1 protein-coding gene is annotated in these 5,996 nt (G+C 68.2%); it reads left to right on the forward strand.

Features of this window, described 5'->3' with window-relative positions; genetic code table 11:
• Window positions 1–5,996, forward strand: a 5,996-nt coding sequence (locus HMPREF2914_RS09680; protein ID WP_139148201.1) for a non-ribosomal peptide synthetase, incomplete at both ends; no start/stop codon positions are given.

A 5,996-nucleotide genomic window follows, 5' to 3' on the forward strand; every position in this document is an offset into this window, starting at 1 on the left:
GCTGAGTCCGAACGGCAAGCTGGATCGCAAGGCGCTACCGGCGCCTGAAGTAAGCGTGGCGCAGGCAGGCTACAGCGCACCGCGCAACGCAGTGGAGCGAACCCTGGCGGAAATCTGGCAGGACCTGCTGGGCGTCGAGCGGGTCGGCCTGGACGACAACTTCTTCAGCCTCGGCGGCGACTCGATCGTCTCGATCCAGGTAGTCAGCCGTGCGCGCCAGGCCGGATTGCAACTGAGCCCGCGCGACCTGTTCCAGCACCAGAACATCCGCAGCCTGGCCCTGGCGGCCAAGGCGGGTGCGGCGACGGCGGAACAGGGGCCGGCAAGCGGCGAGGTGGCGCTGGCGCCGGTACAGCGCTGGTTCTTCGAGCAGTCGATTCCCAACCGCCAGCACTGGAACCAGTCTCTCTTGTTGCAGGCGCGCCAGCCGCTCGACGGCGACCGGCTGGGGCGTGCCCTGGAACGCCTGCAGGCGCAGCACGATGCCCTGCGCCTGCGTTTCCGCGAAGAGCGCGGCGCCTGGCACCAGGCCTACGCCGAGCAGGCCGGCGAGCCGCTGTGGCGCCGGCAGGCGGGGTCCGAGGAGGCGTTGCTGGCGCTTTGCGAAGAAGCCCAGCGCAGCCTCGACCTCGAACAGGGGCCGCTGCTGCGTGCGCTGCTGGTGGACATGGCCGACGGCAGCCAGCGCCTGCTGCTGGTCATCCACCACCTGGCGGTGGACGGGGTGTCCTGGCGCATCCTGCTGGAAGACCTGCAGCGTCTCTATGCCGACCTCGACGCCGATCTCGGGCCGCGTAGCAGTTCCTACCAGACCTGGAGCCGGCACCTGCACGAACAGGCCGGCGCGCGCCTGGACGAACTCGACTACTGGCAGGCGCAACTGCACGACGCTCCGCATGCGCTGCCATGCGAAAACCCGCATGGCGCCCTGGAAAACCGCCATGAGCGCAAGCTCGTCCTGACCCTGGACGCCGAGCGTACCCGGCAGTTGCTGCAGGAAGCCCCGGCGGCCTACCGGACCCAGGTCAATGACCTGCTGCTGACCGCCCTGGCCCGCGCGACCTGCCGCTGGAGCGGCGACGCCAGCGTGCTGGTGCAGCTCGAAGGGCACGGCCGCGAGGACCTCGGCGAGGCCATCGACCTGAGCCGCACGGTGGGCTGGTTCACCAGCCTGTTCCCGGTGCGCCTGACCCCGGCCGCGGACCTCGGCGAGTCGCTGAAGGCGATCAAGGAGCAACTGCGCGGCGTGCCGGACAAGGGCGTCGGCTACGGCCTGCTGCGCTACCTGGCTGGAGAGGAGGCTGCGGCCCGCCTGGCCGCGCTGCCGCAGCCGCGGATCACCTTCAATTACCTGGGCCGGTTCGACCGTCAGTTCGATGGGGCGGCGCTGCTGGTACCGGCCACGGAAAGCGCCGGTGCCGCCCAGGATCCGTGCGCCCCGCTGGCCAACTGGTTGAGCATCGAAGGCCAGGTCTACGGCGGCGAGCTGAGCCTGCACTGGAGCTTCAGCCGGGAAATGTTCGCCGAGGCGACCGTCCAGCGCCTGGTCGATGACTACGCGCGGGAGCTGCACGCGCTGATCGAGCATTGTCTCGACCCGCGGCATCGGGGTGTGACGCCGTCGGACTTCCCGCTGGCCGGGCTTTCCCAGACGCAGCTCGATGAATTGTCCTTGGATCCTGATTCGGTGCGGGACATCTATCCGTTGTCGCCGATGCAGCAGGGCATGCTGTTTCACAGTCTTCATGGAACGGAAGGCGACTATGTCAACCAGTTGCGCATGGATATCGGCGGATTGGACCCGGATCGCTTCCGCGCAGCCTGGCAGGCCACCCTCGATGCCCATGAGATCCTGCGCAGCGGATTCCTCTGGAAGGACGGCTGGCCTCAGCCGTTGCAGGTGGTATTCGAGCAGGCGACGCTGGAGCTGCGGCTGGCCCCGCCAGGCAGTGATCCGCAACGGCAGGCAGAGGCTGAGCGCGAAGCCGGTTTCGACCCGGCCAGGGCGCCGTTGCAACGCTTGGTGTTGGTGCCGCTGGCGAATGGGCGGATGCACCTCATCTATACCTATCACCACATCCTGATGGATGGCTGGAGCAACGCCCAACTGCTCGCCGAGGTACTGCAGCGCTATGCGGGGCAGGAGGTAGCCGCTACCGTTGGGCGTTACCGCGACTACATCGGTTGGTTGCAGGGCCGCGATGCGATGGCAACCGAGTTCTTCTGGCGCGATCGGCTGGCCTCCCTGGAGATGCCGACACGCCTGGCGCGCCAGGCGAGGACGGAGCAGCCTGGCCAGGGTGAGCATCTGCGCGAACTGGATCCGCAGACGACCCGCCAACTGGCGTCCTTCGCCCAAGGTCAGAAGGTCACGCTCAACACCTTGGTGCAAGCGGCCTGGGCGCTGCTCCTGCAGCGGCACTGCGGGCAGGAGACGGTAGCCTTCGGCGCCACCGTGGCCGGACGGCCGGCGGAACTGCCAGGCATCGAGGCGCAGATCGGTCTGTTTATCAATACCCTGCCGGTGATCGCCGCGCCGCAGCCACAGCAGAGCGTCGCGGACTACCTGCAGGGGATGCAGGCGCTCAACCTGGCGCTGCGCGAACACGAGCATACGCCTCTGTACGACATCCAGCGCTGGGCCGGGCATGGCGGCGAGGCTCTGTTCGATAGCATCCTGGTGTTCGAGAACTTCCCCGTGGCCGAGGCTCTGCGCCAGGCTCCCGCCGATCTGGAGTTCTCCACGCCAAGCAACCACGAGCAGACCAACTACCCCCTGACGCTGGGTGTCACCCTGGGTGAGCGCCTGAGCCTGCAGTACGTCTATGCGCGGCGCGATTTCGACGCAGCGGACATCGCCGAACTGGACCGTCACCTGCTGCATCTGCTGCAGCGGATGGCCGAGACCCCCCAGGCAGCGCTGGGCGAACTCGCCCTGCTCGACGCCGGGGAACGCCAGGAGGCGCTGCGGGATTGGCAGGCACCGCTCGAGGCGCTGCCGCGCGGCGGCGTCGCGGCGGCCTTCGCGCATCAGGTAGCGTCGGCGCCTGAGGCGATTGCGCTGGTATGTGGCGACGAGCATCTCAGCTATGCCGAACTGGATATGCGCGCCGAGCGTCTGGCGCGTGGCCTGCGGGCGCGCGGCGTGGTCGCGGAAGCGTTGGTGGCGATCGCTGCCGAGCGCTCCTTCGACCTGGTCGTCGGCCTGCTGGGCATCCTCAAGGCCGGTGCCGGCTACCTGCCGCTGGATCCGAACTACCCCGCGGAGCGCCTGGCGTACATGTTGCGCGACAGCGGCGCGCGCTGGCTGATCTGCCAGGAAACCCTGGCGGAGCGGCTGCCCTGCCCGGCAGAGGTCGAGCGGCTGCCGCTGGAGACCGCCGCCTGGCCGGCGAGTGCAGATACGCGGCCGCTGCCGGAGGTAGCTGGCGAGACGCTGGCCTACGTGATCTATACGTCCGGCTCGACCGGCCAGCCAAAAGGAGTGGCGGTCAGCCAGGCGGCGCTCGTCGCGCACTGCCAGGCGGCAGCACGGACCTACGGCGTCGGCCCTGGCGACTGCCAATTGCAGTTCGCCTCGATCAGTTTCGATGCCGCTGCCGAACAACTCTTCGTACCCCTGCTGGCAGGAGCCCGGGTCCTGCTCGGCGACGCCGGACAGTGGAGCGCGCAACATCTGGCGGATGAGGTGGAGCGGCACGCGGTGACTATCCTCGATCTACCGCCGGCTTATCTTCAGCAACAGGCGGAGGAGTTGCGCCACGCCGGCCGCCGGATCGCGGTACGCACCTGCATCCTCGGCGGCGAAGCCTGGGACGCCAGCCTGCTGACCCAGCAGGCGGTGCAGGCTGAAGCCTGGTTCAACGCCTACGGTCCCACCGAGGCGGTGATCACTCCGCTGGCCTGGCACTGTCGGGCGCAAGAGGGCGGCGCTCCCGCTATCGGCCGCGCGCTCGGTGCGCGCCGGGCCTGCATACTGGACGCAGCCCTGCAGCCATGTGCGCCGGGGATGATCGGCGAGCTGTACATCGGCGGCCAGTGCTTGGCTCGTGGCTACCTGGGCCGCCCCGGCCAGACCGCCGAGCGTTTCGTGGCCGATCCGTTCTCAGGTTCGGGCGAGCGCCTGTATCGCACCGGGGACCTGGCGCGTTATCGCGTCGACGGTCAGGTCGAATATCTCGGCCGGGCCGATCAGCAGATCAAGATCCGTGGTTTCCGCATCGAGATCGGCGAAATCGAGAGCCAACTGCTTGCACACCCGTATGTGGCGGAAGCAGCGGTCGTGGCGCTGGATGGCGTCGGTGGTCCGCTGCTGGCGGCCTACCTGGTGGGGCGTGACGCTATGCGGGGTGAGGACCTTCTGGCGGAGCTGCGCACCTGGCTGGCCGGACGCTTGCCTGCGTACATGCAACCGACGGCTTGGCAGGTGCTGTCCAGCTTGCCGCTGAACGCCAACGGCAAGCTGGATCGCAAGGCGCTGCCGAAGGTGGACGCAGCTGCCCGCCGCCAGGCCGGAGAGCCTCCGCGGGAGGGGCTCGAACGTTCGGTCGCAGCGATCTGGGAGGCGCTGCTCGGTGTCGAGGGCATCGCCCGCGACGAGCACTTCTTCGAACTCGGCGGTCACTCCCTCAGCGCCACCCGGGTGGTCTCGCGCCTGCGCCAGGATCTGGAGCTGGACGTACCCTTGCGCATCCTGTTCGAGCGGCCGGTCCTGGCAGACTTCGCCGCTTCCCTGGAGTCCCAGGCGGCGAGCGCTGCCCCTGTGCTGCAAGTATTGCCGCGAGTCGCCGAGCTGCCTTTGTCGCATGCTCAGCAACGCATGTGGTTCCTCTGGAAACTGGAGCCTGAAAGCGCGGCCTATCATCTCCCCAGCGTACTGCACGTGCGTGGCGTCCTGGACCGGGCAGCGTTGCAGCAGGCCTTCGATTGGCTGGTGCTGCGCCACGAGACCTTGCGCACCCGCTTCGAGGAGGTCGACGGTCAGGCGCGCCAGACGATCCTGGCGAACATGCCGTTGCGCATTGTCCTGGAGGATTGCGCCGGGGCGAGCGAAGCAACGTTGCGCCAGCGGGTGGCCGAGGAAATCCGCCAGCCATTCGACCTGGCTCGTGGGCCGCTGCTGCGCGTGCGTCTGCTGGCGCTGGCTGGGCAGGAGCATGTGTTGGTCATCACCCAGCACCATATCGTGTCCGACGGTTGGTCGATGCAGGTGATGGTCGACGAACTGCTCCAGGCCTATGCCGCGGCGCGCCGCGGCGAACAACCGACGCTGGCGCCATTGACGCTGCAGTACGCCGACTATGCTGCCTGGCATCGCGCCTGGCTGGACAGCGGCGAGGGCGCGCGGCAGCTGGATTACTGGCGTGAGCGCCTGGGCGCCGAGCAGCCGGTCCTGGAACTGCCCGCCGACCGGGTGCGCCCGGCCCAGGCCAGCGGACGCGGGCAGCGTCTGGACATGGCGCTGCCGGTGTCATTATCGGAGGAGCTGCTGGCCTGCGCCCGGCGGGAGGGTGTCACCCCGTTCATGCTTCTGTTGGCCTCGTTCCAGGTGCTGTTGAAGCGCTATAGCGGGCAGTCGGACATTCGCGTCGGGGTACCTATCGCCAACCGCAACCGCGCCGAGGTCGAGCGCCTGATCGGCTTCTTCGTCAATACCCAGGTGCTGCGTTGCCAGGTCGATGCTGGCCTGGCTTTCCGCGATCTACTGGGCCGCGTGCGCGAGGCGGCGCTGGGCGCGCAGGCGCACCAGGATCTGCCGTTCGAGCAATTGGTCGATGCCTTGCAGCCCGAACGCAATCTCAGCCACAGCCCGTTGTTCCAGGTGATGTATAACCACCAGAGCGGCGAGCGGCAGGATGCCCAAGTCGATGGTTTGCACATCGAGAGTTTTGCCTGGGACGGTGCTGCCGCACAGTTCGATCTTGCCCTCGATACCTGGGAAACCCCGGACGGCCTTGGGGCGGCGCTGACCTACGCGACCGACCTGTTCGAGGCGC

Origin of the sequence: Pseudomonas sp. HMSC067G02 (genome assembly GCF_001813485.1) — a bacterium.
Taxonomy (GTDB): domain Bacteria; phylum Pseudomonadota; class Gammaproteobacteria; order Pseudomonadales; family Pseudomonadaceae; genus Pseudomonas; species Pseudomonas aeruginosa.